Origin of the sequence: Agathobaculum massiliense (genome assembly GCF_900291975.1) — a bacterium.
GTDB lineage: Bacteria > Bacillota > Clostridia > Oscillospirales > Butyricicoccaceae > Agathobaculum > Agathobaculum ammoniilyticum.
This window is the reverse complement of record NZ_OMPN01000001.1, coordinates 1,054,507-1,080,062: the sequence shown is the minus strand read 5'-3', so window position 1 is coordinate 1,080,062 and position 25,556 is coordinate 1,054,507. Positions and strand designations below refer to the sequence as shown.

Sequence of the window (25,556 nt, the reverse complement as noted above, 5' to 3'; positions counted from 1 at the left end):
GCAGCAGCTGTAGCGCGGATCGCGCAGGCGGCATGGGCGGGAGGCGTCCACGGCGCAAAGCAGTGCTGGCCCTGCTCCTCATCGGCCTTTGCCTGCCCCTGCTGCTTGCCACCGTGCCGTGCAGCCTGTTCGGCGCGCCCAGCGTGTCGTCTCCGGATATCCAGGAGATGACCGCCCATGCGGAGGAGCTCACCGCCGCATGGAAGCGGCAGCGCACGCTGGAGCAGCAGGCGGTAGACCTGTTCGTATCGCTCCTGCCGGAGGATCTGGGCTTTATCCGCATCGAGAAGCGGCTCGGCAACACGAACGATTACTGGATGATCGCCATTACCTCGGTGTACAGCGAGCAGGACGTGATGACGATAGACGAAGCGAAGATCGTCCGGACCATGCAGGCCAAGCTCCAATATGACCTCGAAGCGGAGTATGACGCGGAGGGGGATTTCATCGGCTATGTGCTGGTGATCTCAGACATGACGCCAACCGAACTCATGGACAAGCTGGGCATGGACGGGCAGCAGCGCATGTGGGCGGAGGTCATTTACAATACCATCTGCGACGCGGAATACAGTGCGCCGGGCGGGTCTGTGGACAACACAGCGGATATGGATTTCTCCGATGTGGTGTTCACCGGCAGGGGTAATTCCAGGGACGTCGTGTATTTCAGCCAGTACGATCCCCGCTGGGGTGGGCTGATGTACGGCCAGACCAATACGATCGCGGGGGCGGGCTGCGGGCCAACGTCGCTTGCCATCTGCGTATCCACGCTAACGGATACCATCGTCACGCCGCCGGAGGTCTGTGACTGGTCCGTAAAAACGGGCCACCGCTGCGAAGGCAGCGGGAGCTACCACAGCCTGATCCCAGATGGGGCGGCGCATTACAACGTCCCCTGCCGCGGCATCGGCCGGAGCGGGACCGAGCTGGTAAAGGCATTGCAGGAAGGCAAGCTCGTGATCGCGATCATGTCCGCCGGGCATTTCACCCGCGGGGGACATTTCATCGGCGTAGTGGTCTGGCACTTTTAAGGGATGCTGATAAACTCCGTCCGGCTCGGTGTCCGCCAGTCCTTTGACGCGGACAGTGGGATCACGGATATCTGGACGGTAAACCCGTTCCTCAACCTGATCGCCCCGTTTACCCCCACCGGTATTTTTGTCACCGCCTCACTGGTCACGATGGCCTGCCTGCTGACGCGCAAGGGGTATAACTGGATAGCCGGCTATCATCCGGTAAAGGACAGGCGCGGGTTCGATATCCTGCCGGACGGCACACACGGCTCGAGCCGGTTCATGAAGCGGGAGGAGATGGGGCGGGTACTGGATGTGGGCAGGCTGGACAGCCTTTCCGGCACGGTCTACGGCAAGCATAAGGACGACCCGCTGGACAGCGATGCTTATGCGGACTATGTCGCGTCCAGCAAAAAGGCTGGCCTCGCCGGCAGCCTGCTGGTCGTGGGCGCGCCGGGTACCGGCAAGAGCTGGGGGTTCGTCCGGCCGTTTGTACTCCAGTGTGTGAAGCGGCGCGAGAGCATCGTCCTGACCGATCCCAAAAATGAACTTTATGAAAGCATGGCCGGCTACTTGATCGATCAGGGTTACGAAGTGCGGGTGTTTAACCTGCTGGATATGGAGCACTCGGACCGTTGGGATCCGATCGGCGAGGCGGACCACGACCCTCGCCTTGTCCCTGTCATTGCCTCCACCATCATCGCTAACACCTCAAGCGAGAAGGAGGCCAACGATTTCTGGTCTAAAGCTGAACTTAACCTGCTCACGGCGCTGTTGTACTATGTCCAGAACGAACAGGACAAGTCCGGACGGCGACTGCCGCTGGCGATGCGGCGGCTGGGCAGGGTGCTGGCCCTGCCCAGCGAGGACGGCCTCAAGCAGATAGATGAGACGATAAAGCGGCTGCCGGCCGGGCATCCGGCCAAAGGCCCCTACGGCCTGTTCCTGAACGCCAAGGAGAATCTGCGCGGCAACATCGTGATCGGTCTCGGCAACCGGCTGAACGTGTTCCACGATGCGCTGGTGGACAGCCTGACTTCGGACAGCACGATAGACCTCACCCTGCCAGGACAGAAGCCCTGCGCCTATTTCTGCATCCTGTCCGCGCAGGACAGCACCTACACCTTCCTGTCCTCGCTGTTCTTCACCATGCTGTTCTCCCGTCTGGAGGCATACGCGCGGAAGGAGACGAAGGACGGGAAGCTGCCGGTGCGGGTAAACTTCCTGCTGGACGAATTCCCGTCCATCGGCAGGTTGGGGGATTTCAAGCGCTCCATCGCGTTCACCCGGTCGTTCGGCATGAGCTGCCAGGTGCTGGTGCAGTCCATCTCCCAGCTGGCGGACATGTACCCGCGGCACGAGTGGGAGGAGATCGCGGCCTGCTGCGACGCCACCATCTGCCTGGGTGTGAACGACCTGACGAGCGCCAAATTCATTTCGGAGAAATGCGGCATGACAACCATCCGCGTGACTAATAACCAACAGCCGCAGACGCCGCTGTTCTCCCCCTTGCAGAACAACATCCGGCCGTATTCCATGACGCGCAGCAACACCCAGCGCGCGCTCATGCAGCCGGACGAGGTGCTGCGGCTGGGCAACGACAGGTGCATCGTCCGGCTGCGCGGCCAGTACCCGATGCTGCTGTACAAGATAACGCCGCCGGAATTTACCGATTACGGCAAGCTGCGGCCGGCGTCCATCCATGACTACCCGCCGGACAGGCCGGACGGTGCGGCGGGCGGGGAAAACAAAAAGCAGCCTGCGCCGGATGCAGGATCGGCGGTGCCCCCTCCTGAACTGCCACCGGAGCCGAAGTCCCCTTATTCCGACCTGTTGCAGCCGGACGATCCCGATCAGGAGGATGATATGCCCGATCATACGACATTTATCCCAACAGACGATCAGATCGACCAATACCAACAGGAACTGGATCGAAACAACGAATTAGACAACGAAAGCGAGGATGCTGCCTTATGAAAAAGAACATCGCTGCAGAAGACCGGCCGGACTTTACGCTGATGAAGCTGTCCGGCGCCATTTCTTATTTCCACATGCAGATGCCGCGGTGGCTGTTCTGCGACCCGCGTTACATGGATATGGGTTTGGAGAGCAAGGTGGCCTACACGTTCCTGCTCAACCGGTACCAGCTGTCCCGCCGCAACGGCTGGGTGAACCGGCACGGCGAGGTGTACATCATCTACACGCGCGAGGATCTGGCACGGGAGCTGCAGGTTTCCTACCGCAAGGCGATAGCCTGCTTTAAGGAACTGGCGGACAGGCGCCTGGTCTGGGAGCAGCGGCAGGGCCGCGGGCTGCCTAACCGCATCTTCCTGGCCGAGGTGGCGCTGGACGGAAAGGCGGCCTACGGTTATGACTGCGCGCCGTTCTGCGCGGAGATAAGACCTGCAGAAATTGCACTTCTGGATGCGGACAATGATAACATTAAACTTGCGGATAATAACGAGATGCAGGACGGTTTTCCCGAAACCGAGCCGGATGCTGCTGAAAACACCATAGTAAGAACTGCGGAAAGTGCATATCAAGACCTACCGGAACCGCAGGTCTTGAACTGCCAGAACCACACTTCTTCGGGTGCCGAAACAGCATATCAAGACCTGCAAAAAACGCACACAAGTAAGAAAGAGAAGAATAAGAAAGAGTACAGGGATACTGATGATGATCTTCCGACAGTCCCACGCGCGGGCGCGGAGGACGGACGCGAGGCCATAGCGGCGATCTTGTAGCGATGTGCGCTTTCCCGCTATGCGCCGGAGGAAGCGGAGGTGTTCCGTGACGCGGTCTCGTGGCTGTACTACTGTGGCCGGCTGCAGCTTGGCGCCTGTACCTACCCGCAGGGCTATGTCCGCGACACGCTCCGGCGGCTGAATGCCGACGTACTCGACGAAGCGCTGTACAGGCTGCGGCGGAACGAGAACGAGGCGCTGTCCAACACACTGGTCTACACCGCCAAGGTCATTTTCAGTACGATCGTGGAGATGGGGAGCGAAGCGCTGCTCGACCCCGTGCTAAACCAGGTGAAACGGAGGTTGGCGACATGAAGTCAATGTATTACAGCGAGCCGCAGACAGAGCTTCTTTCACTGCTCAAGACACTGGGCGGGATGTGGAAGCGCTAGGTGTACATGCTGCTGTGGCTGCGCTTTGGGATGGACAAAAAAGCCGTGGACCGCACGATCCGCCAGCTGCGCTACGGCGGCGTGCTGCGGGACATGGGGGCGTATGTTCTGGCAGCGGACAGGCGGTTTGACATACAGCTGGCCCGCGCGGTGGATATCTCGCTGGCCCTGTCTGGCAGCAGGGCGCCGGATATATTCCCGCGCAAAAAACCGGTATTTCTGACCGCGTACCTGCCGGAACGGGAGGTGCGGCTGTGTGTGCTGTATATCCCTGTGGGGAAGGAACGGAAGCGCTGCCTTACGCTGGACAGCCTGCGGGTGGAAAACACGATGAAAACGCTGTATGCACTGCTTCTGGATGAAACGGGACAGGCTGCGGCGCTGCGAGCGGAAACGCCGTGCCTGCTGGCCTGGCCGGATGAAAACGAAAAGCTGGAGCTGAAAAAATGGGAGGGGATTCGGAATGAATGAAAAAAACCGTTTGCCGGACGAATTAAATTTGACCAGGCTGAGGTTTTATGAAACGGACTTTAAGGCGCTGGACTACAGCCTGACGGAAAAGGAACAGGCGGAGTGGAACGCGATCTACGCGTCCTACCGGTCCAGCTCCATACTGAGCGGGGAGATCATAGGCGTGGAGGGGGTGCCTCTTCCGGACGGGGAAGACGAAGACGGCACGGACGGGAAAAAGGAGATGCCCTGCCTCACTGTGGTGCAGTACAGGGTAAAGGTGCTGATACCCGAACCCTTTGTATGGAAAGAGGGGGATGAACGGGAAACCTATGTGCTGGGGCATATGGCAGGGGCGAAGATAGACTATATCATCACCGGCGTGGACTGTGAGGGGCAGTGCGCGGTAGCGTCCCGTGCGCTGGCGATGGAACGGCAGCGGTGGCATGCCCATCGTGTGCGCGGCGTCCAGGAGGGCGATATTGTGGACTGCATGGTGCTGGCTGTGGGGGCGTCCCACCTCACCCTGACAACCTGCGGGCATGACCTGACGCTGGCACAGGCAGGGCTGTCCTATTCTTATCTTGGGGATATGCGCGAAAGCTACTATCCTGGGCAAAGCCTGAAAGCAAAGGTGATGGCCGCGGACGAGGAGGGGGTCGCGGTATCTGTACGGGAGGCGGAGCCGAACCCCTATATTGGCGCGGAGTTCCGGCATCGGGTGGGGAGCACGCGGATTGCAAAGATCACAAACAAGTATACCGGCGGCATATTTGGACGCTTGCGGGACGGCTGCACGGTGGTATGCAGGTATGCGCAGCAGTTTTCCGACGACTAGTTTGAGGCAGGCGACAGTGTGATCGTGCAGAGCATGGAGTACAGCGACGACCGGCAGTGGCTGCGCGGAAAGATTAAAGGGAAGATACGGTAATACAGAGGCCGGCCTGTTAGTGCAGAATAGCATTAGCAGGCCGGCGGTTTTTATTGTTTTTGCAGGAGCCGATGGTGTGCTTGTAAAATATAAAGTTGTGCATGGAGCAACGGGGCAGGGTTCTGCTGGTGACAAAATGGCTTTATGCCTGATGCTGCCGGGAAATACGGTACGGACTGGGAGCGGATGGAACGGAACATCCGCACTGCATTCAAATTACCTGGAAACACAACTGTCCCCTGTTAGACGCTCTGGCTAAGAGACGCCTTGAAAGGCTGTTGAGTCTCACTGAATTTCTCGCACTTCTCTTCTAGGCTGAAATGTCTAATGGATTATAACAAGCTCCGGCTCCCTGATTCTACACTTTTCCAAACTTTTGCCCGATTTATTTACCACCCTTTTTCAAACCGCACCGCTCTATCATAGAACTTCCCCTCCGGCATCCCGCAGGCTTTCGCCGCCAACTGCAGAGGGGTTTTCTTTTCCCGCCACGCCTTATGTACTTCGTAGAAGTTGTCGGGCAGGGGCAGGGCCGGTCTGCCGAACTTTACGCCGCGGGCCTTGGCGGCGGCGATGCCCTCGGCCTGCCGCTGGCGGATGTTTTTGCGCTCGTTTTCCGCGACGAAGGACAGCACTTGCAATACGATATCGCTGAGGAATGGCCCCATCAGGTCTTTGCCGCGCCGGGTGTCAAGCAGGGGCATGTCCATCACCACGATATCCGCGCCTTTCTCCTTGGTCAAAATGCGCCATTGCTCCAAAATTTCCTTGTAGTTGCGCCCCAGACGGTCGGTGCTCTTGATGTAGAGCAGGTCGTCTTTTTTCATGCACCGAGCGAGCTTTTTATACTGCGGCCGCTTGAAGTCCTTTCCGCTCTGCTTGTCGATGTAAATATTCCGTTTAGGGATGCAAAGCCCCTGCATAGCGGCAAGCTGCCGGTCCTCGTTCTGGTCGCGGCTGCTGACGCGGATATATGCGTATTGTTCTCCGATGCCGAATACCTCCTCCGTGTTCAGATTTCCACAGGCTGTTACCATGGTTGTTAGTGTATCGCATATTGGTTTCCTCTGCTTTCATGGGATTTAATGCGTCCCAAGTTGGACGTGTTGACAAAGTCGAAAAGTCTAGGGAAGTGTGATAAAATAAAAGAAAGGGGGCGGGCGGATGCAGTTACGGACACATATGGTGACGATAGAGGATCTGGTGCCGCCGGGGCATTTTCTGCGAAAGCTTGAATCGGTACTGGACCTGACGTTTGTGCGCGAGGAAACGTCCTGTCTGTACAACCGGCGGCTGGGCCGGCCACCAATTGACCCAGTGGTGTTGGTAAAATATCTGCTGGTAGGTTACTTGTATGGGATTCCGTCAGAGCGGCAGATCGAGCAGCGGATTGAGACGGATGTGGCCATGCGGTGGTACCTGGGGTTGGATTTATTTGAGCGTGTGCCGGACCACAGCACGATCTCGCAGCTGCGGCGGAGGAAACCATCGTTCCGGAAAGTAGTACGGCGGTTGTTTGAGGCAGTGGTGCGGCAGCGCATAGAAAAGGGCCTGGTGAGTGGGAAGCTAGTGGTCACGGACTCAAAGCCAGCGCGTCGCCCGGTTCCATGTACTTAGAGGATGTGGCGGTTAGCCCCGGCACGTATTGGGAGCGGCTTGATGCCTACGAGGAAAGGGCGCTGGAAGAATTGGAGCGCCAAACAGGAAAGCGGAGGAAGCGCCGGATCAAACAGGTCAAAAAAAGGGCAAAACACAGGCAGCGCCGGGTAAGCCGGACTGACCCGGAAGCAGGGTACCTCAACCGGCCCGGCAAGCCTAAAGGGATGCATTATCTCAGCCACCAGACATTGGACACGAAACATGGGATTATTTTGGATGTGGCGGTGACAGCGGGAGATGCCAGCGACCAGACACCATATCTGGAACAGATGGAGCGGGTCCTGGACCTTATCCCGGTCCAGGGGGCGACGGCTGATTCCATGTATGACTATGGACTGTTCCACCAAGTATTGAAAGAGCGAGGCATCCCGTTTTATGTCCGGCCCATGAAAACTCAGCCTTAGCAGAAGGTGAAGTTTGGAAGAAACGACTTTAGCTACGACAGGGAACAAGATATCTTCTTTTGCCCCAATGGAAGATCGTTGACACTGAATACCGTGAGCCGTGGGTCAGGCACGCTCCACTGGGTCTATACGGCAAGTAAGGCGGACTGCCAGACATGCCCGCTGCGGGAGCGGCGTCTGAGCCAGAGTATGCAGCATGGGGCCAAGCGGCTGGTACGGAGCGTATTCGAGGATGCAGCAAAGGCAAACCTCTCCCAGTCCGCCTTACCTGAATACCGGCAGGCGCTGCGCAAAAGGCAGATTTGGTGCGAGGGTACTTTTGCCATCCAGAAATGGAGCCACAATTTAAGGCAAGTCTGGAGACGAGGTTTAGAGGCAGCGGAGGACCGCTGCCTCCTTTCTGCCGTGGCCTTAAACCTGAAAAGAATGATAAAGTAGATGTCATGACGCCGCAACGGCGTCTTTTTCTTGCTCTCCCACAGCCGCTCTCTATTTTTCGACTTTGTCAACACGTCCAACTTGGGACGTATTAGGAGGTGTTCTTGATGGCAGGCCATATCCACGCAAAGCCGCCAAAGAGAGAAAGAACGATTGATGGTACTACATACATTGTGACCTCACATTTCAAGCAGACTGGCAGCACCGTAGCCGACCATATCCGGCGTTTAATCGATACGGCAACTAAAAACGAGAAAATAAAGCGGATTTATTGAAAATTTGCACGATTCATTGATTATTGGCATGATAATAGTGTTATAAATAGCCGATTGCGGTGACTGCCGGAATGGAGGTCTATCATGAAAAGACAGTCTTTTATCAACTATCCATACAACGATTCTGAAGCAGGGAAATGGGCGGCACTCTATGTCCGCCTCTCCCGCGACGATGATAACGAGGGCGACAGCAACTCCATTGCCCATCAAGTCGAAATCCTCAAAAAGTACGCGAAGGACCATAATATTACCCAATATAAAATCTATAAAGACGATGGTTATTCTGGTACGAGCTTCAACCGCCCCGGCTTTCAGGAAATGCTTTCCGATATCGAAAACGGCCTTGTAAGCATGGTCATTGTCAAGGATATGTCCCGTTTCGGGCGCAACTACCTTGAGGTGGGCATGTATACCGAAATCCGCTTTCCTGAATTTGATGTACGGTTTATCGCCGTCAATGACGGTGTAGACAGCGAACGCGAGGACAACGATTTTACTCCGTTCCGCAACATCATAAACGAATGGTACGCGAAAGACACGAGCAAGAAAATCCGCGCCGTGTTCAAGGCAAAGGGTATGAGCGGCAAGCGTCTCTCTACGCAAGCACCCTATGGCTATCTGAGTGATAAGGAGGGGAAACTTGACCGTAGACCCGGAAGACGCCCCGGTCGTCCGCCTGATCTTTCAGCTTGCCGCCGAGGGCAACGGCCCCAGCAAGATTGCACGTCGCTTGCGGGAAATGGAGATTGTCACGCCGGGAACACTGGAATTTGAGCGCACAGGCAGAACCCACCGTTATGACCCGTCAAATCCCTGCTTCTGGTTGTCCAGCACCATCGTCTACATTCTGAATAACCGGGATTATCTCGGCCACACGGTAAACTTCAAGACCACTAAGAAGTCCTACAAAAGCAAAAAGAAAATTCGAAATCCCGAAGAAAAGCAGGTAGTCTTTGAAAATACCCATGAGGCCCTTGTATCACAGGAGACGTGGGAGATTGTGAAGAAGAACAGGGAGAACCGGCGCGGAAAAAGGGTGAATGTAGCGCTCATTTTATCTGCGCAGTAGTGCTGGAAAACCTGCGGGAAGTCATTGCCTTTACCCGTGCGGACACAGAGGGCTTTACCCGTCAGGCCATGTCTAACCGGATGGAGACGCAAATGAAAGAGCAGGCCCAGGCCAAGCGGACGCTGGAGCAGCAGGAGCGGCGTATCACGGAAATCGACGGTATTATCAAGCGGCTGTATGAGGACAACATCAGCGGCAAACTGACTGATGAACGCTTTTCAAAAATGTCTGCTGATTATGAGCAGGAGCAGGCCCGCTTTCAGTTGAGCGCCAAGGAACTGTGGCAGACCGTGGAAGCCTGCGAACAGCAAAGCGTCAACATGGACAGCTTTATCAAGCTGGTGAAGAAATACACGGTGCCGGACAAGCTGTTTCCCGAACTGCTTCATGCTTTTGTGGAAAAGATTGTAGTCCACGCCCCGGACAAGTCCAGCGGACACCGAACCCAGCAAATTGACATTCACTATAATTTTATTGGTGAAATCGGGCTTTCCCATGCAATCGACAAAAAAGAAACGGCGTGACATGCCGATTGCACATCACACCGTTTCCCCGAAGTATAAACATCCTTATGAATATACTCCAAAACGGTTTTCCGTTTTTCGGCGCGTTTTCCGCTTCGTAAAAATGTGAAAGGTTTTGTTTGAATTGTGAAGCAAGTTGCAATTGCTGCGGTACAGCGCGCATGGTAAAGTGAAAACAGAAAATAAACAAGGAGGATTTCGTGATGGAACTGATGAAAGCGGTCGCCGTTCTGGCGGCGGGCGATGTGCGCGTGGTAGACAATGTGCCGAAGCCTGTGCCCGGCGATTATGAGGCGCTCATCCGCGTGCACGCCTGCGGCTTTTGCAGCGGCACGGATTCGCAGATTATCGGCGGCACTCTGGACAACGGCTTTGGCGGCTATCCGACCGTACTGGGGCACGAGGGCGCGGGCGAGGTTGTCGCGGTCGGCAAAAAGGTGCGCCATATCAAGGTGGGCGAGCGGTTCATCCATCCAAACCTGCATCCGGATGTGGGCAATGGCTATTCCAAAACGCATGGCTCGATGGCGCAGTTCGGTCTGGTGTGCGACCGCGAGGCCATGCTCGAGGACGGCTTCGCGGAAGCCGATATCCCTTTCCCGAAGCAGCATAAATTCCCAGACAGCATCAGCTTTGTCGACGCGGGCGTGCTCCTTTCGCTGGCCGAGTGCCACAGCGCGGCCAAGAATTTCGGCGCGGCACCGGGTATGGATATCCTGATCTACGGCGCAGGGCCGATGGGCATTGCGCTCGCCATGTTCTGCAAGCTGCGCGGCGCGGACACGGTCGTGCAGATCGACAGCGTGCCCGATCGGCTCGAGCAGGCAAAGCGTGTGGCAAAGGTTGATCAAACCATCAACTTCGCCGCTGAAACCGTCGATGAGGTGCTCGCCGGGCGGAAGTTCGATCTGGTTATGGACGCGGTCGGCTTTACCAGCATTCTGTATGAGGGCAGCGGCCGGCTGAAACCGGGCGGCAAGGTGTGCTCGCTCGGCGTGCTGAGAACCAATGACCTGATGATCGACACCTCGCGGCTGCAATGCAACACCTCGCTCCATATGCTAAACTTCCCTTACGGCGAATACGCCATTATGGATGAAACGATCGCGCTGATTGAAAGCGGCAAGGTCGATCCAAAGGATTTTTATTCGCATGTGGTCTCCTATAACGATTTGGACGAAGTCCTCCGGCTGGTGCGGGAGAAAATAGCGCTCAAGGTCATTCTGACCTTTGACGACTGATTCTGAAAACCTCTCTTCTCTTATATAGGGTTCAGCCGCCGGACGTTCTGTTCCGGCGGCTGAATTCATTTGGACAAAAAGGCGGAAGATGTAAAAACGGTATTTTTATGATTTTATAGAAAAGCGAAAGGTAATTATAAGATATTTGATTCAGAGATTTTCTGCGCTGCGGTATGATACAGACAATAAAAGCGAGGCCCTAAACGAAAAGAGAAAAGGAGAATCATTATGAAACGAAAACTCAGCTGGTTCCTGTGCGGTACGATACTGGCAAGCCTGCTCGCAGGCTGCGGAGGCGGTGACGGCTCCGGAAACGCGCTCGCCGGAGAGCCCGGCGCGTCCTCCTCGGACGGCGAGGCGATCAAGATCGGCTATTTCGGCCCGCTGACCGGCGGCACCGCGCAGGCCGGACAAGCGGCGCTCAACGGCGTGCAGATCGCGGTGGATGAGCTCAACGCGGGCGGCGGCGTGCTCGGCCGCCAGCTCGAGATTGTATCCTATGACGATAAATCCTCGCCGGAGGAGGCCGTCAAGGCGGCGACCAAGCTGGTGCAGGTAGATAAGGTAAACGCGATCTTCGGCTCCTTACATAGCGCGAACGTGCAGGCGGCGGGCCCGGTGATCGAGGAAGCGCAGACGATCTGCGTCGCGGGCGGTACCTCGCCGGCCTGGCTCGAACAGGGCTATACCTACCTGTTCCGCTCGATCTCCAACTCGACCGTATCGGCCAAGCAGCTCGCCAAATACGCGGCCGACCAGGGCTACAAGAAGATCGCGCTGTTTACCAGCAACGACGAATACGGCACCTCGGGTTCGGATGGCTTCAAGACCGAATGCGAGCCTTATGACATTGAGTTTGTCGCGAGCGAGACCATGACCAATGGCGACCGCGACTTTACCGGACAGTTTGCCAAGATCAACGCGGCAGCCCCAGACGCGGTATTCATCTGGTGCCTGGGCGACGACCTCGGCGCGGTCACCAAGCAGCTCCGCCAGTCAGGGTTTGACGGCCCGATCCTCGGCTCGGAGAGCTACACGCTGCCCGAGATCCTTGAAAACGCGGGCGCGGCGACCAACGGCGTGCGTTTCGCGGCGCAGTATCTGGTTTATGAGAATCCGGAAGACGTAGAGGACGACAACATGAAGAAGTTCCTCGAAGCTTATATGGAAGAGTTCGGCTCGGCGCCTGCGTCTGACAACGCGTTCCGCGCATACGACGGCGTCATGATGATCGCGGAAGCCATGGAGGCCTCGGGCGCTGACCATGGCCCCGAGCTGCGGCAGGCATATAACGATATTGACGGCTATGTAGGCCTCGCGGGTACGTTCTCCTATAAGGGCAAGAACGGCGAGGGTATCGAGTCCATGCGCATCTTCCAGATCCAGGACGGCAAGTACATCGAAGCCGAATAAATCCGAAACTACCATGCGGTACAAGCAGCCGGCCCGCCAATCCGGACCGGCTGTTACAAACAAAACAAAGGAGAAATGCTATGTTTTTGCAGTTACTCGTCGGCGGCATCGCCGTTGGCTGCATCTACGCGCTGATCGGCCTGGGATACAGCCTGATTTACAGCGCGTCCGGCCTGATGAGCTTCGTGCAGGGCGAGATCTTCATGCTCGGCGCCTATGTCGCTTTCACGATCTACGTCGGCCTCGGCATCCCGTTTCTGCTGGCCGTGCTGATCGCCATCGGCTTTATGTTCGCTTTCGGGATGCTGCTCGAACGCAGCATGATTAGCCCGCTTTTGCGGCGCGGCAGCCAGCAGATCCACATCGTTTTGGCCACGATCGGCCTGTCCATCTTCCTCAAGAATTTCGCTATGATCCTGTGGGGCTCGGATGTGAAAAATTTCCCCTCCTCGTTCGGGGAAAATCCGATCAAGATGGGACCGATATCCATTTCGCCGCAGCAGATCGCCATTGTTGTGGTGACGCTCGCGTGCATGGTGCTGCTGCACCTGTTCATGAGCCGCACCAAGCTGGGTACCAGCCTGCGCGCCGCCGCGCAGGACCCGATGGCGGCGGGCGTTGTCGGCATCAACGTGCCGCTGACTGTCGGCATGGCGTGGGCGCTCGCAGCTGCGCTCTCGGCGGTGGCGGGCATCCTGCTTGCCCCGATCTACGGCGTATATCCCAAGATGGGAGCCATCCTGTCCACCAAGGGGTTTGCCGCGGCAGTGCTCGGCGGCTATGGCAACATGTATGGCGCGATCATCGGCGGCCTGATGTTCGGCGTGGTCGAAACAATGGCCGCAGGCTATCTTTCGTCCTCGTTTAAGGATATCATTTCGTTCGGCGTGCTGATCGTCGTCCTCTTTGTGATGCCGCACGGCATTCTCAAAGTAAAAGCGGATTAAGGGGGAGGGGAAGCGAATGAATCAGATTATGAAGACCCTGTCCAAGACCAAGGTGCAGCGGCTGATCGCGCTCGTGTTGGTCGCGGTGACCGTGCTGTATCCCATTCTGTTCCGCGAATCGACCTATATCCATCTCATCATCTGCACGCTGGGAATTTACATGATCGTAAACACAGGGTTCGACATCCTGTTCGGCTATTCCGGACAGATCTCGCTCGGTCAGGCGGGCTTTTACGCCATCGGAGCGTATTTCAGCGCCATTTTGAGCAAGGCGGGCGTGCCCGTGGTGCTCGCCATGCTGTTTGCGGCAACCATTGCGGCCATTGTCGGCTATGTGCTTGCCATTCCCTGTTCCAAACTGGTACACCATTTTCTTGCGATCGTCACGATCGGCTTCGGCGAAATCGTCCGCCTGCTCGCGCTCAACGGCCCGACAAAGCTGACGGGCGGCGCGAACGGTATCGGTGGTATTCCGCCGGTGAGCCTGTTCGGCTTCCAGCTGACAAGCAAGGCGGCGTACCTATATTTTGTGCTTGCGCTCGTGCTGCTGTTTCTGGTCATCAAGCACCGCATTGTCGATTCGCGCGTCGGACGCGCGATGCAGGCGATCAAGTGCAATCCGGACGCGAGCGAGGCGTTCGGCATGAAGCTTTCGCGCTATAAATCCATGGCGTTCACCATCGCAGCGTTTTATGCGGGCGTTGGCGGCGCGCTGTACGCGCATCTGGTGCGCTTCATTAGCCCAGAGTCGTTCTCAGCTGACCAGTCAAGCATGTTCCTTGTGATGATTTTGGTCGGCGGCATGGGCACATTCTGCGGCCCGCTGCTCGGCTCGCTGCTCATCATCGTTGTGACCGAATTTTTGCAGCAGTTCGGAACCTATCAAATGCTGATTTACGGCGCGCTCATCATCTTCGTGCTGTTCTTTATGCCGAACGGCATCGCGGGCACGCTGCGGAACAAATACTACCATCTGCTCAACAAGCTGCCGGGCCGTGCCGGAAAACAGGAGGCGAAATGACATGGAATTACTCAAAGTTCAAAATGTGACCATGCAGTTCGGCGGCCTGAAAGCGATCAATGAGCTGGATATGAGCGTGGAAAAGGGCGAGATCCACGGGCTGCTCGGCCCAAACGGTTCTGGAAAGACCACCTGCTTCAACGTTATTTCAGGCGTCTACCAGCCGACTGCCGGTAACGTTTATCTCGAGGGGCAGAAAATCAACGGCAACGAAAAATATGAGATCAACCAGCTCGGCATCGCACGCACCTTTCAGCACATCAGCCTGTTTTCCACAATGAACGTGCTGGAAAACGTCATTGTTGGCCAGCATTGCCGCACCAAGTCCGGCATCGCCTCGGCCATTCTGCGGACCAAGGCCGAGCGCGCTGAGGAACAGGCGATGGTTGAGCGTGCCTATGAGCTTCTGGACTTTGTCGGCCTGACAAATCGCGCGGGCGAGCTTGCCTGTAACCTGCCCTACGGAGAGCAGCGCCTGCTCGAGATCGTGCGCGGGCTTGCGAGCCGCCCCAAGCTGATGATGCTGGACGAAGCGTCTGCGGGCATGAACTCGGTGGAAAAGGACAATCTCATCCGCATTATCCGCGCGATTAGCGGGCAGGGCATCACGATCCTGATGATCGAGCACGACATGAAGCTCGCCATGAGCCTGTCCGACCAGCTCACCGTGCTCGACCATGGCTCCAAGCTCGCCGAGGGCCTGCCGGCGGATATTCAGAAAAACGAACAGGTCATCGAGGCCTATCTGGGCAAGGGAGGTGTCGAACGTGCAAAGCACGCTGATCGTCAAGGATCTTGAGCATAAATACGGCGCGATCCAGTCGCTGAAAGGCGTGAGCCTGGAGGTGCATGAAAACGAGGTCGTCGCGCTGATCGGCGCGAACGGCGCGGGCAAAACGACGCTTCTGCGCTGCATCTCGGGCATATTGAAGCCCTGCGGCGGTAGCATTACCTTTGAGGATGAGAGCATCTACGGCTTTCCCTCTCACAAGGTCGCCAAACGGGGCATTGCACAGGTGTTGGAATCCCGCCATGTGTTCCCCAAGCTTACTGTGATGGAGAATATTCAGATGGGCGCGTTCTTGCGCAAAGACAAGCAGAATATCCCGGGCGAGATAGAGGGGCTGTTTGAGATATTCCCGCGCCTCAAGGAGCGCGTCTGGCAGACGGCGGGCACGCTGTCCGGCGGCGAACAGCAGATGCTGGTCATGGTGCGGGCGATGATCTCAAACCCCAAGCTGCTTATTTTGGATGAGCCGTCGCTCGGCCTCGCGCCGATCTTTATCGACGAGATCTTCAACATCATCCCGCGTTTGCAGCAGATGGGCTCGACCATCCTGCTCGTCGAGCAGAACGCGAGCATGGCGCTTGCGGTGGCCGACCGCGGCTATGTGATGGAGACCGGAAAAATTACGCTGACGGGCACGGGCGAGGCTTTGCTCGGCAACGATAAGGTGCGGAAAATGTACCTGGGCGAAGAATAATAAAGCAAGAAAAGACTATAGACCGAACCGTAAAACTGCGGTCCGGTCTTGTGTCGTTTTAGATGGGAGGCCACACATGGGACGACTTCGGTGCTTTTTCCGGCACTCGCTGGGGCGAAGGCTGCTGCTCTATTTCACACTGCTTATGATGATCCCGCTGGCGGCCGCCGGCTGGGTGATCTACCATGTGTCCGACACGCGCATGAGCAGAGGCGCACTGCGTTTGTCCACGCAGATCATGAATAATGTTTCGCTCGACCTGGACCAGATGATTGCGGACGCGGACGATCTTTCCTCAATGATCGCGGCGGATTCTGCGGTGCGGGAGTGCCTGATGCGCCAGCCGTCGAACGAAGAGGAGCGAGAGCAGCTTCAAACAGCGCTTGGCATGCAGCTCAAGCGGCTCGGCGCGTACTACGATATGACGAGCGGCGCCTATCTGGTGCTGGATAACGGCGTGACCGCCAAATCGCGTTACTATTCGGTGCGTGAAACCTCGGGCATGTCGGAGGAGCTGTACCAGCTGGCGCGAGACCACGCGGCGACCCAGTGGGTCAACTGCCCAGACGGCTCGATGATTGTGGACAACATGGGAGACGGCGTTTTGAGCGCGATCTCCTCCATCAGCCATCCGCAGACAGGGCAGCCGTGCGGCGTTATCGTGGTGGAGATTAAGCTCGCGGCCATCAAGCGCATGATGCGGGTCGATCTGGGCGAAAACAGCAATGTGTTCCTGCTCGGGCGGGACGGCGGCGTGCTCTCCGCGCTCATGGAAGACAGCGAGCAGCAGTCGCTTGTGACAGAACTCGTGCAGGGGGAAGTGATCGGCAGTAAGCTTGAGGTGCGCGATAAAAAGGACTTTTTTGTGCTGTGTAGCCGCCTGCCCGCGAGCGGGTGGACGGTGGCGGGGCTGGTCTACAAGGACTTTTTGCGCGAGGACAGCCGACACATCCTGCAAACCGTTTTGTGGATCGGCCTGTTCGCGTTTCTCATCAATATCGCGGTGTCGCGCTGGCTGCGCGCCTATGAACTGCGGCCGATCAAGGCAATGATGCAGTATGTGAAAAAGGTGGAGACCGGGGATTTCTCCGCCGGACTGGACATTGTGCGGGAGGATGAGGTCGGCGCGCTCGCGGTCAGCATGAAAAACATGACCGGACACATCCAAAACCTGCTTGTGACTGTGCAGCAGGAGCAGGAGCGGCTGCGCTGGGCCGAATATAAGGCGCTGCAGGCGCAGATCAACCCGCATTTCCTCTATAATACGCTCGATTCCCTGAACTGGCTGATATGGGCGGGTGAAAACGACCGGGCGAGCGAGATGGTCGCCGCGCTGACCAGCTTTTTCCGCATCGGCCTGAGCCGCGGGAACGATCTGATCCCGGTTGAAAACGAGGTGCAGCATGTACAGAGCTATCTGACCATCCAAAAGATCCGGTACAGCAAGATCTTTGACTATTCGGTATATCTGGACGGCGGCGTGTGCGGCTGCATGGTGCCTAAGCTGCTGCTCCAGCCGATCGTGGAAAATGCGCTGTACCACGGCATCAAGCCGGCCGCGCGCAAATGCAGGCTGTTCGTAAACGTCCTTTCGGAGGGCGGCGATCTGGTGATGGAGGTGCGGGACGACGGCGTGGGCATGTCCGAGAGCAAGCTTCAGGCGCTTGGCAAAGCACTGGCGCATTGCGGGGACATCCGCGCGGAGAGCTACGGCATGTGCAATGTGAACGACCGCATCCACATTCTGGCAGGCGAGGAATACGGCATTTCAGTGGTCAGCGAGCCGGGGTTCGGCACCTCGGTCCGGCTGCGGCTGCCAAAAACATTGGGAGGGATGAGTAATGTACCGAGTTCTGCTGGCAGATGATGAAGAGATTATCCGGGAGGGCGTGCGGCGCGCGGTGCCGTGGGACACGCTCGGGCTTACGCTGGCCGCGGTGGCGGAGGACGGCGCGCAGGCGCTCGCGCTGGCGAAGAAAGAGCAGCCGGACATCGTCATCACCGATATCCGTATGCCGCGTATGGACGGGCTGGACCTCATCCGCGCCCTGCGCGAGCAGAATCCGGACTGCAAGCTGCTGATCCTGACCGGGCACGGCGAGTTTACTTATGCGCGCACGGCTTTGCAGCTCGGCGTCAGCGATTATCTTCTCAAGCCGGTCGAGCTGCCGCCGCTGTGCGGCGTGCTTACCCGCCTGCGGCAGGAGCTGGATGCGGAGCGCAGCCGGCAGGATGAGATCGACCAATTACAGCAGCAGGTGCAGGAAGAACGGGTCTTGCAGCAGCAGCGCCTGCTGGGGCGGTTCTTCGCGGGGCGCGCGAGCGTGGGCGAGCTGGCGGAAAACCTGCCCTCCCGCTGGCGGGACGCGCCGTTCTGCGCGGGCGTACTCGTACAGATGGACGATTTCGACCGGCTGACCGGCGACATGGACGAGGAGACGATCTTCTCGTTCACACAGGAGCTGGAAACCGCGATGATTGCGCAGAGCAACGATGATATGCGCATTGTAGAAAATGACAACGGGCGTTATTTCGTCCTGTTCGTCAGCGAGCTGGAGGAAGAACTGCGCTTCCATATCCGCTCCTATGTCCGCCGCCTGCGTGCGACGGGCGTGCAGGCCGCCTATACGACGATCGCCTCCTCGATCCTGCGGGGCGGCGTTGCGCTGTGCCGGCAGGCGTATGAGGAAACGCGCCGCTGTATGGACAGGGTGTTCCTGCTCGGCACCGGGCAGGACATTCAAGCGGGAGAGGCGCTGGGGCAGGGGTTCGCCTCGCCGCTGCCCGAGGGGATCGATATGCGGAACATCATCAAGACGCTGTCTGGCTTCCACAAGGAGGAGATCCATCACGCGCTGACAGGGATCGCGGAAAATATCCGCAAAACCTCGCACAATTCCTATCTGTATACCAGCATGCTGGTCAGCTTTGTATATGGCGAAACCATCAGGCTTTTGGGTGAGATGCGCTGCCCAGTGCAGAGCATTTTGCCCGAACCCATGGCCGCATACCGGCGGCTGATGGCCTGCCAGTCGCTCGACAGCATGATGCGGGAGCTGATGCGCGTACTCGATCTGGTGTGCGATTTTCTGGAGGAAAACGTGGGCGGCAATCAGGACGCGGTCGAGCGGGCTAAGGTCTATATCGAAGAACACTATGGAAATTCCAAGCTTTCGCTCGATCTGGTGGCCGCAGCGGTCGGCATTTCGCCGACCTATTTGAGCGCGCTGTTCAAGCAGAACGCAAACCAGTCGTTCGTCGGCTATCTGACCGAGACCCGTCTGACCCACGCCCAGCGCCTGCTCCGCTCGGGGGACTACCGCTCCTACGAGGTGGCCTACATGTGCGGCTATGACAATTCCACTTATTTCAGCACCATTTTTAAACGCTACGTGGGCGTTTCCCCCTCCGAATACCGCAAACAGGAAAATGGGCAATCGTAGAAATCTTAAATGGCGCGATAGAAAATTTAATTTGCATCCTCCTGCGCGGTTGGTACAATAGAGACACTTCAGAGAAGCGTATCACCCGCAAAGGAGGATTTTTTATGGAGGAACGCTTGGGGCAGCTCACACGGCTACTCGCGGAGGCGCGGTTTATCGACCTGTCCCCGACGATCGAGCACAATATGCCCAAGTGGCCGACGCATCCGCCGGTGATCGTCGACCCAACGGTCACGCACGAGCACGACCATTATTATTGCCAAACCCTGGTGCTTGGCGAGCACTCGGGCGCGCACGTCGATGTGCCGGCGCACATCATTTCTTCCATGATGGACCGCACGGTCGACACGTATCCGGTGAACATGCTGTTCGCGCCGGCCATCGTTTACGACCTCCGGCCGCTGGACGCGAAGCCCGGACAGCGCATCACGGCGGCGCAGATTTTGCAGATCGAGGAACAGATGGGAGACCGCGCGGCAGAGGGCGATATCGTCCTTTTGAACTTTGGATGGCAGCAGTATTGGAAACTCGACAAAGAGTGGAAATACTATGCAACGAACGAACCCGGGTTTGATGAAGACGCGGTAAAACTCTTTGCCGACCGCAAGGTGAGAGCTGTGGGTTCGGACACCATCGCCTGCGACACGCCGGTGCAGAACGGCTACGAGATGAAGTCCTTTGGGCACCAGAACTACTGGCTGCCGAACGAGATCTTCATTATGGAGATGCTGCATAACCTCGATCAGCTGCCGACGCGGTGCTATTTCGCCGCGCTGCCGCTCAAAATCAAAAACGGTTCCGGCTCCCCGATCCGCCCGACGGCGATCATCGTATGAGAAAAACGCAGAAATAGAAAGAGTGGAGGATAGCATTATGAAAAACAGCATGAAACGGTTCTTTGCCGCATTGACGGCGGGCGCTTTGATGACCGCGATGCTCGCGGGCTGCAGCAACAGCGGACAGCAGCAGCTACAGAGCGGCGACGCCCAACAGCCGGACGCGGGCGCGTCCACAGACATGGACCTCGGCGCGATCTATAAAAGCATCCCGATCGACCAGACCTACATCGATATCAACGCGCTGCCCCAGCCCAAGGCGAATAAGGAATACACCATCGGCCTTGCGATGCTGAATGTGAATACTGGCTTCTTTAAATCGCTGGCCGACACCTGCAAGGCGGAGGTCGAAGCCATGGGCGGGAAGGCGCTGCTGGCCGACTGCGAGAGCGACGCGACCAAGCAGGTCTCCCAGATCGAAAACTTTATCGCGCAGGGCGTGGACGCGATCATTGTCAACCCTGCCGACCCGCAGGAGGCTGTCAATATCGCGCTGAACAAGGCGTTCGACGCGGGCATCCCGGTCATCTCGGTCGACCTACCGCCTGATGAGGGCGCGCAGTACCTGTCCGCCTGCATCACCGACGCGTACCAGCTTGGCTATCTGGTCGGCGAGGAACTGGCCAAGCAGATGCTCGCGAACAATGAGGGCGAGGTAGAGTTCGGCATTATCGGCGGTACCGAGGGCAACTATATCGCCTCCAACCGCAACAAGGGCGCGCGCGACGCGATCGCCGCGGTCGACACTGAGGGCCGCCTCAAGGAAGTATCGTTTCTATATGCGGGCGATTATTCCGAACAGTCCGGCATGGAGACCGCGGAAAACATGCTGGTCGCAAACCCGAACCTGAAATGCATTATCGGCACCTGTGACGCGCATGTTGTCGGCGCTTACGCCGCTGCCAAGCGGCAGGGCCGTGATGAGAGCGTCATCATGGGCGCGGTTGACGGCTCCAAGGCCGCGGTTGAGATCATGCAGGCCGGCGGCTCGATCAAGGCGCTTGGCGTCAACAGCCCGATCGTAGTCGGCGAGGTCGCTGCGCGCACCATCGTCAACCTGCTCAACGACCCCTCGCAGGTACCTGCTTCCAAACTGATGGCCATGCAGCCCGAGCTTCTCACCCCGGAAAACTGTGAAGGATTTGAAGGTTTCTGATCCCGTGAAACACCTGTTTTGGAGCACCTTGCCGGGTTTCCCAGCAGGGTGCTCCCAGCATCCGGGGAAAAAACAGAAAGGATAAACGCCTATGAAGCCGATATTGGAGCTGAAAAACATTGATAAACGGTTTGGCGCGGTGCACGCACTCAAAGAGGTGTCGCTGTCCATCCGCGAGGGTGAAATGATCGCGCTTGCCGGAGAGAACGGAGCGGGCAAATCCACGCTGATGAAAATACTGACCGGCGCTTACGCGAAGGACAGCGGCGAGGTCTGGTTCGAGGGCCGGAAGGAGGACTACCGCGACACGATCACAGCCAAAAGGCTGGGTATTGCGCAGGTGTACCAGCAGGCTGAGCTGGTGCCCGATCTGACCGTGGCCGAAAACATCTATCTGGGCGAGAAGCTCATGAACGGCGTAGTCAAATGGAGGCAGCTTTTTGCCCGCACCGAGGCGCTGCTCGCCGAATACGGCATCCCGATCGACGCGCGCGCCAAGGTGGGGACGCTCAACGTCGCCAACCGGCAGTTGGTCGCGGTTGCCAAGGTGCTGCAGCGCGAGCCCAAGCTGCTCATTCTGGACGAGCCAACCGCCGTGCTGTCCGACCAGGAGGTCACCATCCTGTTCCACCTGATCGAGGTGCTGAAGAAAAAGGGCACCACGATGATTTATATTTCGCACCGGCTGGAGGAGCTGTTTCGTTTGTGCGACCGCATCGCGGTCATGCGCGACGGCGCGATGATCACCGTTCTGGACAACGTCCACCTGACCAAGGCCGACCTGATTGTACATATGCTCGGCCGGCGGGTGGACGCAATGTTCCCCGAAAAGACGCTTGAGCGCTCCGACGAGGTTGTGCTCGAAGCCAAGGGGGTGACGACCGACAAGGTTTCCGACATCTCTTTCCAGCTCCACAAAGGCGAGATTTTGGGCGTGGCAGGGCTGGTTGGCAGCGGCCGCACTGAGATGGTGCGCGCGCTGTATGGGCTCGATAAGCTGAAAAGCGGTGTGATCGAGGTCGGCGGCAAGCCGGTCAAAATGCGCTCGCCGGTCGACGCGGTCCGGCACGGCATGTTCCTTGCGCCCGAGGACCGCAAGGGCGAAGCGCTTGTACTCATCCGTTCGATCCGCGAAAACGTGACGCTGTCAAATTTCGGTCGCATGGCGAGGGGCGGCATTATCCGCGGGCAACAGGAGCGGGACTATATCGAAACGCTCCGCGAAGAGTTGCGCATCAAGTCGGACACGATCGAAAGCCCAGTAAACACGCTGTCGGGCGGCAACCAGCAAAAGGTGGTGGTCGCCAAGGCGATCGCCGCACATCCGGAAATTTTGATATTTGATGAGCCGACGCAGGGTATCGATGTGGGCGCAAAATCCGAGATCTATGCGCTGCTCGAAAACCTGCGTAAGGCGGGCATGTCCATTCTGGTCATTTCGTCCGAAATCGAAGAGGTGCAGGGCATTTGCAGCCGCCTGCTCGTCATGCGCGGCGGCCGCATCGTCGGCGAGGTCAAGGACCATTTGGAGGACAGCGAGCATATCCTCAGTCTGATGTATAGGAGTGAAACGGCATGAGTGAAAAAACAGTGCAGGCGGCGCCAAAGAAGAATACGGCTTTTCAGGGCGTCAAGAGATATTTTAAGGAACAGGCCATCCCGCTCGTCGTTTTGCTGCTGATGATCGTGATCGCGTCTTGTATTTCGCCGGTATTCCTGTCCAAACCGAACGCGTCCAACCTGGTGGTGCAGGTCGCGCTCAATATGGTCGTCGCTATGGGTATGTTCGTCGTCATTCTGACAGGCGGCATCGATCTGGGCGTTGGCTCGGTCGTCGCGGTGTCAGGCGTGCTGGTGGCGGGCTTTATGCAGAATCTGCCGGTTGGCATCGCCATTCTGGCGACCATGCTGATTTGCACGCTGATCGGCTGCTTTAACGGCCTGATCGTGGCGCGTCTGCGCATCGCGCCCTTTATCGTCACACTCGGCATGATGAGCTTCGCGCGCGGCGTGGCCTACTGGTACACGCAGGCCGTGCCGATCTCGTGGAAAGCGACGCTGGGTGCGGACTTCATGTTCTGGCTGGGCTCGGGAACGCTCGGCCCTGTGCCGGTCATCTGCCTTGTCTGGCTGCTGATGATCGCCGTGACGTTTCTGCTGATGCGCTTTACCGTAGTCGGCCGCATCTTGTATTCGCTCGGCGGCAATGAAGAGGCGGTAAAGCTCAGCGGCATCAACGTCGCCAAATGGAAGGTGTTCCCTTACGCATTCTCGGCGTTCTGCTGCGCGCTCGGCGGCATTCTGCTGACCGCTCGCCTCGGCGTGGGCGCGCCGAACAGCGGCGAGGGGCTGGACATGGACGCGATCGCCTCGGTCGTCATCGGCGGCGTCAGCTTTTCGGGCGGGTCGGGCAATGTTTCCGGCGTGGTCATCGGCGTGTTTATCTTGGGTATTATCAACAACATCCTGGATCTCATGAATGTGCCGAATTATCCGCAGCTGATGCTCAAAGGCGCGATCATTGTCGTGGCGGTCATCCTGTCGACCATCCGCGATCAGAAACGTTAAAATGTGAAACGGATTCGTGAAAAAGTGAAAACAATTTGAATTGAGACAGCGCGGGACATCCGGTATCATCAAAGTATAGAAACACGGAAAGACCGGCAAAAGGAGAGAACAGTATGATTTCTGTGAAAGACATGAAAGTGACATTGGACGCGCTGCACGCAGCGGGAAAGCTGCAGCTACAAAGCGGACTCGGCGAGGACGCGTGGAAGCGCATCCGTCAGCTCGAGGTGCCGGCGGGGGACATTTCGCTGCTGACAGGGAGCGTGTCCGCGCTCGGCGTGACGGATGAGTTTTCCAAGGTTATCGACACGTTCAAGGTGCCAGAGGGCGTACTGCCCGCGGGTTTCCGGCCGGAGTTCCGCTACGGCGCGGGCGGCTCGGCGCAGGTCGATCTAACGCGCGATATTTCTTATGGCGAAAACGGCGTGAAACGCCCGACGCGGGTGCTGTACTCGGCGGACAGCGCTAACCCCTACGAGGTTGAGCCCATCAAGGACTTTATCGCCAACCTGACCTGCAATCCCGCAATCATTTACGACAGCTTCATCAATAACCCCAAGGCCAATGTGGGAAATAAGTTTAAGGATCGATACGAGGTCATGGAGGAGCTTTGTAAGATCCTCGGGCCGGGCGTGGATATCAGCGTCGAGGTTGATAATCCGTTTGCCTCCGAAAGCGAGATCCTTGAGGAGATCGTCCGTTTTGAGGAGATTTTGACGCCGTACCGTCTGGTTGTCAAAGTGCCGCACACCGGGCCGCTCGCCAAAGATGACGCGCCCGCGCTGGTCGGCGGCAGTTTCCAGAAGGGCTTTGAGGACGGCACGGTAGAAACCAATTTCTATGGGCACAATCTGGCGTACCACCTGTGGCAGAAGGGCTATCGCACCAACTTCACCCTGATGTTCGAGCCGCACCAGATCGCGCTCGCTTTGCAGGCCAAGCCTTATTTCATCAATACCTTTATCAAGCAGCGCTTCAACGTCACCTACGCCCTGCGCGGCTTGATGGCCGATTACGAAGCCACGGGCGATATCGCGCTTGCAGAAAAGATGCGCGAGTTGATGACAGCCGAGGATATGCTGTCGCCCGCCGAGGCGGCGGGGCCGCTTGGCAAGGTGGTGGATAAGGCGCGCTGGACGCTCACCTACCGCAACGCGCTGAACGAAGAGGGCGCGGACGGCCTGGATGCCACCCGCCACGCGCTGCGCGTGTTGCGAAATTCCAACCTGCCGACGAGCCGCTTGATCATCTGCTCGATGGGCGGCGAGATGATCTATCCCCATATCGACAAAATGCTGATGGAACCTGAGTTTGAGGATATGATCCACCGCGTGGTCGTTACCGCGCCGCCCAGCTACCTTTCGCGTTTCGCGAGCGCCTCGGGCGTGCTGACCTATCAGCGCATGTTCCTCAAGGCGGTCAAATAAATTTTTTCTTTTCTCTCTACGGAGCGGAAGCCCTGTCGGCGTGCCAGTCTGCAGGGCTTCCGCTTATTGACATTGACGGAAGATCGCACATCATGCGATAATAAAACCCAAACAGGGTGCGGGC

At 57.7% G+C, this 25,556-nt stretch carries 27 protein-coding genes; 26 read left to right on the top strand and 1 reads right to left on the bottom strand.

Going from position 1 to position 25,556, the window contains the following annotated elements:
- Window positions 1-32 precede the first annotated feature (32 nt).
- From DBQ51_RS05640 to DBQ51_RS05615, 6 genes are all read left to right on the top strand, one after another.
- Entirely contained in the window at window positions 33-1,028 is a 996-nt protein-coding gene (locus tag DBQ51_RS05640) for a C39 family peptidase (protein ID WP_107630986.1), read from the top strand.
- A 3-nt stretch (window positions 1,029-1,031) separates the two neighbouring features.
- On the top strand, window positions 1,032-2,987 hold the full coding sequence (locus tag DBQ51_RS05635; RefSeq protein WP_107630985.1) for a VirD4-like conjugal transfer protein, CD1115 family: 1,956 nt from the start codon (window positions 1,032-1,034) through the stop codon (window positions 2,985-2,987).
- The gene (locus DBQ51_RS05630; protein ID WP_107630984.1) at window positions 2,984-3,754 is read left to right on the top strand and encodes a replication initiator protein A; all 771 of its coding nucleotides are present in this window, start codon (window positions 2,984-2,986) and stop codon (window positions 3,752-3,754) included. Before DBQ51_RS05635 ends, DBQ51_RS05630 begins: the two co-directional genes overlap by 4 nt.
- A 39-nt stretch (window positions 3,755-3,793) precedes the next feature.
- Window positions 3,794-4,069, top strand: coding sequence for a hypothetical protein (locus tag DBQ51_RS05625; protein ID WP_107630983.1), 276 nt, complete (start codon window positions 3,794-3,796; stop codon window positions 4,067-4,069).
- 83 nt (window positions 4,070-4,152) lie between these two features.
- Window positions 4,153-4,617 (top strand): hypothetical protein, encoded by a 465-nt coding sequence (locus tag DBQ51_RS05620; protein WP_159068078.1) that lies wholly within the window; start codon window positions 4,153-4,155, stop codon window positions 4,615-4,617.
- Window positions 4,610-5,434, top strand: a complete 825-nt coding sequence (locus DBQ51_RS05615) for a hypothetical protein (protein ID WP_107630981.1) — start codon at window positions 4,610-4,612, stop codon at window positions 5,432-5,434. Before DBQ51_RS05620 ends, DBQ51_RS05615 begins: the two co-directional genes overlap by 8 nt.
- 482 nt (window positions 5,435-5,916) lie before the next feature.
- On the opposite strand, the gene DBQ51_RS05610 is transcribed toward DBQ51_RS05615, so the two are convergent.
- Window positions 5,917-6,564 (bottom strand): recombinase family protein, encoded by a 648-nt coding sequence (locus DBQ51_RS05610; RefSeq protein ID WP_407923225.1) that lies wholly within the window; start codon window positions 6,562-6,564, stop codon window positions 5,917-5,919.
- Window positions 6,565-6,691: 127 nt separating this feature from the next.
- Between DBQ51_RS05610 and DBQ51_RS05605 the strand changes: the two genes are divergently transcribed.
- The 20 genes from DBQ51_RS05605 to DBQ51_RS05520 all read left to right on the top strand — a co-directional run bounded on the left by DBQ51_RS05605 (window position 6,692) and on the right by DBQ51_RS05520 (window position 25,432).
- A complete protein-coding gene (locus DBQ51_RS05605) occupies window positions 6,692-7,144 on the top strand; it encodes a transposase (protein WP_107630980.1) in 453 nt (150 codons plus the stop codon).
- A gap of 5 nt (window positions 7,145-7,149) precedes the next feature.
- Window positions 7,150-7,590, top strand: a complete 441-nt coding sequence (locus DBQ51_RS05600) for a transposase (RefSeq protein ID WP_159068077.1) — start codon at window positions 7,150-7,152, stop codon at window positions 7,588-7,590.
- Window positions 7,591-7,596: 6 nt separating this feature from the next.
- Complete coding sequence (locus DBQ51_RS05595; RefSeq protein ID WP_107630978.1) at window positions 7,597-8,028, top strand: transposase; 432 nt, start codon at window positions 7,597-7,599, stop codon at window positions 8,026-8,028.
- A gap of 107 nt (window positions 8,029-8,135) precedes the next feature.
- Window positions 8,136-8,303 (top strand): hypothetical protein, encoded by a 168-nt coding sequence (locus tag DBQ51_RS05590; RefSeq protein ID WP_107630977.1) that lies wholly within the window; start codon window positions 8,136-8,138, stop codon window positions 8,301-8,303.
- 84 nt (window positions 8,304-8,387) lie between these two features.
- The gene (locus tag DBQ51_RS17550) at window positions 8,388-9,077 is read left to right on the top strand and encodes a recombinase family protein (RefSeq protein WP_407923224.1); all 690 of its coding nucleotides are present in this window, start codon (window positions 8,388-8,390) and stop codon (window positions 9,075-9,077) included.
- A complete protein-coding gene (locus DBQ51_RS17545) occupies window positions 8,980-9,372 on the top strand; it encodes a recombinase family protein (protein WP_407923281.1) in 393 nt (130 codons plus the stop codon). Before DBQ51_RS17550 ends, DBQ51_RS17545 begins: the two co-directional genes overlap by 98 nt.
- Window positions 9,294-9,896 (top strand): DUF4368 domain-containing protein, encoded by a 603-nt coding sequence (locus DBQ51_RS17540; RefSeq protein WP_407923223.1) that lies wholly within the window; start codon window positions 9,294-9,296, stop codon window positions 9,894-9,896. The genes DBQ51_RS17545 and DBQ51_RS17540 overlap by 79 nt, the downstream gene beginning before the upstream one ends.
- 203 nt (window positions 9,897-10,099) lie before the next feature.
- Window positions 10,100-11,137 carry a zinc-dependent alcohol dehydrogenase gene (locus tag DBQ51_RS05580; protein WP_107630976.1) on the top strand — a complete coding sequence of 346 codons (1,038 nt, stop codon included), beginning with the start codon at window positions 10,100-10,102 and terminating at the stop codon, window positions 11,135-11,137.
- A 228-nt stretch (window positions 11,138-11,365) separates the two neighbouring features.
- Window positions 11,366-12,550: an ABC transporter substrate-binding protein gene (locus DBQ51_RS05575; protein ID WP_107630975.1), complete on the top strand. Its 1,185-nt coding sequence runs from the start codon at window positions 11,366-11,368 to the stop codon at window positions 12,548-12,550.
- Between the two features lie 80 nt (window positions 12,551-12,630).
- Entirely contained in the window at window positions 12,631-13,497 is an 867-nt protein-coding gene (locus DBQ51_RS05570; RefSeq protein ID WP_107630974.1) for a branched-chain amino acid ABC transporter permease, read from the top strand.
- A gap of 16 nt (window positions 13,498-13,513) precedes the next feature.
- Window positions 13,514-14,518, top strand: a complete 1,005-nt coding sequence (locus DBQ51_RS05565; protein ID WP_107630973.1) for a branched-chain amino acid ABC transporter permease — start codon at window positions 13,514-13,516, stop codon at window positions 14,516-14,518.
- A gap of 1 nt (window position 14,519) precedes the next feature.
- Window positions 14,520-15,317 carry an ABC transporter ATP-binding protein gene (locus DBQ51_RS05560; protein WP_199855181.1) on the top strand — a complete coding sequence of 266 codons (798 nt, stop codon included), beginning with the start codon at window positions 14,520-14,522 and terminating at the stop codon, window positions 15,315-15,317.
- Window positions 15,286-16,002: an ABC transporter ATP-binding protein gene (locus DBQ51_RS05555; protein ID WP_199855231.1), complete on the top strand. Its 717-nt coding sequence runs from the start codon at window positions 15,286-15,288 to the stop codon at window positions 16,000-16,002. The genes DBQ51_RS05560 and DBQ51_RS05555 overlap by 32 nt, the downstream gene beginning before the upstream one ends.
- A gap of 76 nt (window positions 16,003-16,078) precedes the next feature.
- Window positions 16,079-17,869, top strand: coding sequence for a cache domain-containing sensor histidine kinase (locus DBQ51_RS05550; RefSeq protein ID WP_107630971.1), 1,791 nt, complete (start codon window positions 16,079-16,081; stop codon window positions 17,867-17,869).
- The gene (locus DBQ51_RS05545) at window positions 17,844-19,445 is read left to right on the top strand and encodes a response regulator transcription factor (protein WP_107630970.1); all 1,602 of its coding nucleotides are present in this window, start codon (window positions 17,844-17,846) and stop codon (window positions 19,443-19,445) included. The genes DBQ51_RS05550 and DBQ51_RS05545 overlap by 26 nt, the downstream gene beginning before the upstream one ends.
- Window positions 19,446-19,549: 104 nt before the next feature.
- Entirely contained in the window at window positions 19,550-20,281 is a 732-nt protein-coding gene (locus tag DBQ51_RS05540) for a cyclase family protein (RefSeq protein WP_107630969.1), read from the top strand.
- Window positions 20,282-20,318: 37 nt separating this feature from the next.
- Entirely contained in the window at window positions 20,319-21,437 is a 1,119-nt protein-coding gene (locus DBQ51_RS05535; RefSeq protein ID WP_107630968.1) for a sugar ABC transporter substrate-binding protein, read from the top strand.
- A 91-nt stretch (window positions 21,438-21,528) separates the two neighbouring features.
- On the top strand, window positions 21,529-23,016 hold the full coding sequence (locus DBQ51_RS05530) for a sugar ABC transporter ATP-binding protein (RefSeq protein WP_107630967.1): 1,488 nt from the start codon (window positions 21,529-21,531) through the stop codon (window positions 23,014-23,016).
- Window positions 23,013-24,005: an ABC transporter permease gene (locus DBQ51_RS05525; RefSeq protein ID WP_107630966.1), complete on the top strand. Its 993-nt coding sequence runs from the start codon at window positions 23,013-23,015 to the stop codon at window positions 24,003-24,005. The genes DBQ51_RS05530 and DBQ51_RS05525 overlap by 4 nt, the downstream gene beginning before the upstream one ends.
- Before the next feature lie 113 nt (window positions 24,006-24,118).
- Window positions 24,119-25,432, top strand: coding sequence for a transaldolase family protein (locus tag DBQ51_RS05520; protein ID WP_107630965.1), 1,314 nt, complete (start codon window positions 24,119-24,121; stop codon window positions 25,430-25,432).
- Window positions 25,433-25,556: the final 124 nt, after the last annotated feature.

What these genes read in the sequence shown, in the direction of transcription:
- DBQ51_RS05640 (WP_107630986.1), top strand. Translation starts at nt 33, where the DNA reads ATGGGCGGGAGGCGTCCACGGCGCAAAGCAGTGCTGGCCCTGCTCCTC.
- DBQ51_RS05635 (WP_107630985.1), top strand. Translation starts at nt 1,032, where the DNA reads ATGCTGATAAACTCCGTCCGGCTCGGTGTCCGCCAGTCCTTTGACGCG.
- DBQ51_RS05630 (WP_107630984.1), top strand. Translation starts at nt 2,984, where the DNA reads ATGAAAAAGAACATCGCTGCAGAAGACCGGCCGGACTTTACGCTGATG.
- DBQ51_RS05620 (WP_159068078.1), top strand. Translation starts at nt 4,153, where the DNA reads ATGCTGCTGTGGCTGCGCTTTGGGATGGACAAAAAAGCCGTGGACCGC.
- DBQ51_RS05615 (WP_107630981.1), top strand. Translation starts at nt 4,610, where the DNA reads ATGAATGAAAAAAACCGTTTGCCGGACGAATTAAATTTGACCAGGCTG.
- DBQ51_RS05610 (WP_407923225.1), bottom strand. Translation starts at nt 6,564, where the DNA reads ATGGTAACAGCCTGTGGAAATCTGAACACGGAGGAGGTATTCGGCATC.
- DBQ51_RS05605 (WP_107630980.1), top strand. Translation starts at nt 6,692, where the DNA reads ATGCAGTTACGGACACATATGGTGACGATAGAGGATCTGGTGCCGCCG.
- DBQ51_RS05590 (WP_107630977.1), top strand. Translation starts at nt 8,136, where the DNA reads ATGGCAGGCCATATCCACGCAAAGCCGCCAAAGAGAGAAAGAACGATT.
- DBQ51_RS17550 (WP_407923224.1), top strand. Translation starts at nt 8,388, where the DNA reads ATGAAAAGACAGTCTTTTATCAACTATCCATACAACGATTCTGAAGCA.
- DBQ51_RS05580 (WP_107630976.1), top strand. Translation starts at nt 10,100, where the DNA reads ATGGAACTGATGAAAGCGGTCGCCGTTCTGGCGGCGGGCGATGTGCGC.
- DBQ51_RS05575 (WP_107630975.1), top strand. Translation starts at nt 11,366, where the DNA reads ATGAAACGAAAACTCAGCTGGTTCCTGTGCGGTACGATACTGGCAAGC.
- DBQ51_RS05570 (WP_107630974.1), top strand. Translation starts at nt 12,631, where the DNA reads ATGTTTTTGCAGTTACTCGTCGGCGGCATCGCCGTTGGCTGCATCTAC.
- DBQ51_RS05565 (WP_107630973.1), top strand. Translation starts at nt 13,514, where the DNA reads ATGAATCAGATTATGAAGACCCTGTCCAAGACCAAGGTGCAGCGGCTG.
- DBQ51_RS05560 (WP_199855181.1), top strand. Translation starts at nt 14,520, where the DNA reads ATGGAATTACTCAAAGTTCAAAATGTGACCATGCAGTTCGGCGGCCTG.
- DBQ51_RS05550 (WP_107630971.1), top strand. Translation starts at nt 16,079, where the DNA reads ATGGGACGACTTCGGTGCTTTTTCCGGCACTCGCTGGGGCGAAGGCTG.
- DBQ51_RS05545 (WP_107630970.1), top strand. Translation starts at nt 17,844, where the DNA reads ATGTACCGAGTTCTGCTGGCAGATGATGAAGAGATTATCCGGGAGGGC.
- DBQ51_RS05540 (WP_107630969.1), top strand. Translation starts at nt 19,550, where the DNA reads ATGGAGGAACGCTTGGGGCAGCTCACACGGCTACTCGCGGAGGCGCGG.
- DBQ51_RS05535 (WP_107630968.1), top strand. Translation starts at nt 20,319, where the DNA reads ATGAAAAACAGCATGAAACGGTTCTTTGCCGCATTGACGGCGGGCGCT.
- DBQ51_RS05530 (WP_107630967.1), top strand. Translation starts at nt 21,529, where the DNA reads ATGAAGCCGATATTGGAGCTGAAAAACATTGATAAACGGTTTGGCGCG.
- DBQ51_RS05525 (WP_107630966.1), top strand. Translation starts at nt 23,013, where the DNA reads ATGAGTGAAAAAACAGTGCAGGCGGCGCCAAAGAAGAATACGGCTTTT.
- DBQ51_RS05520 (WP_107630965.1), top strand. Translation starts at nt 24,119, where the DNA reads ATGATTTCTGTGAAAGACATGAAAGTGACATTGGACGCGCTGCACGCA.